General features: G+C 69.9%; 2 protein-coding genes. One reads left to right on the top strand and one right to left on the bottom strand.

The genetic code is table 11. The annotated features are described in order from the left end of the window. Nucleotides 1-101 precede the first annotated feature (101 nt). Nucleotides 102-692 carry a TIGR03086 family metal-binding protein gene (locus AB0B48_RS33115; RefSeq protein ID WP_357208600.1) on the bottom strand — a complete coding sequence of 197 codons (591 nt, stop codon included), beginning with the start codon at nucleotides 690-692 and terminating at the stop codon, nucleotides 102-104. Between the two features lie 31 nt (nucleotides 693-723). Here AB0B48_RS33115 and AB0B48_RS33110 point away from each other — a divergent pair. Beyond that, the coding region (locus tag AB0B48_RS33110) for an AraC family transcriptional regulator (protein WP_357208597.1) at nucleotides 724-1,485 on the top strand (762 nt) is incomplete at its 3' end.

Here is a 1,485-nt window from a genome sequence, read left to right as displayed (position 1 = left end):
TTTAAAATTAATTTTTCGCCCCCCACCCCCCGATATGGCGGCAAAAAATTAATTTAAAAACTACACTCGGGGTAACCCCCGGGGGGGGGGGGGTTAGGGGGTTAGGGGGTTTGGGGCCAGGTGGGGGTGCGGCCGGTCTGGGTCAGGAGGTGGGCCAGGTTGGGTGCCAGGTCGGGGGTTGGGTCGGGGGTTGGGGTGGGGGGTGGGTCGGCGAAGACGCCCATCTTGCGGGCGGTGGGGCCCAACTGCTCCACCAGCGCGTGCAGCTCGGCCACCGCCTCCGGGGCTGGCTGGTACGGCTGGCCGGTGGCGACCGCGAGATCCCAACCGTGCACTGTCAGGTCCAGCAGGGCCATGCCGCCGATGACGGGTTGCGGCATGCCCATGCCCGGCGACACGCCCTCCAGGGTGGACGGATCCGACCAGGCGGCCACCAACCGGCCGGTCTCCGCCTCGAAGCGGTCCCGCCAGCCGTCACCCAGGTGATCGGGCTTCTCGGCCCACTCCACCTGTCGCTTCTCGGCCAGGTCCTGAAAGTTGACCACCACCTGGAAGAGGTGGTTGAGCAGATCACGGACCAGATAGTCGCTGCACGGGGTGGGCAGGTCCAGTTGATCGTCGGAGACACCCCGTACGACGTCGACGGTTCGCGGCGCGGCGGCCGCCAGCAGCTCGCTAGTCTGAGTGGACATAGGGCCAGCGTATGAGGGTGGTCTTGAACAAATGCGACAGCGACCGCGTGGCGACAGCCGGGGAATTCTCGACCCCGGACGCCTGCTGCGCGAGATGCGCTTCCGCCGACACCTGCCGGCGGAGTCGCTGCGCCAGTGGGTCGAGCACTACTGGTTGATCGACTGGGCGTTGAGCGCGCCGTTCGAGCAACGGGTCGTGCCGCACCCGGCGGTGAACGTGGTGTTCCGACGGGACGACGACGGGCCCGAGTCCGGCGAGGTGGCCGGGGTGGGCCGCGACCTGTTCCGGATCACGCTCAACGGCACCGGCCGGGTGTCCGGGGTGCAGTTCCGCCCCGGCGGCTTCCACCCGTTTTGGCGGCGGTCGGTCAGCGAACTGACCGGCCGTAGGGAGCCGCTGCCCTTCGGCCGGTTGGCCCACCCGGACGTCCCGGTGGGCGCGGGCGCATCCCCCACCTCGGCGGCCAGCGACGACGAGCGCTGCCGGGCGCTGGACACCCTCCTCACCGCCTGGCAGCCCGAGCCGGACCCGCTGGCCGAGGAGGCCGTCCTACTGGCCGAGGCGATCCGTACCGACCGCACTGTGCTGCGCGTCGACGACTTCGCCGCGCGGCACGACGTTCCGGTCCGCCGGTTGCAGCGGCTGTTCATCGAGTACGTGGGGGTCGGGCCGAAGTGGGTGATCCGCCGCTACCGGCTCCAGGAGGCGGTCGAACAGGCCACCGGTGGCCCGTTGAGCTGGGCCGATCTCGCCGCCGACCTCGGCTACAGCGACCAGGCCCACCTGGTCCGT

The sequence above is a fragment of the Micromonospora sp. NPDC049089 genome (genome assembly GCF_040648775.1).
In the GTDB taxonomy this organism is placed as follows: domain Bacteria; phylum Actinomycetota; class Actinomycetes; order Mycobacteriales; family Micromonosporaceae; genus Micromonospora.
This window is presented reverse-complemented; position numbering and strand designations above follow the sequence as displayed.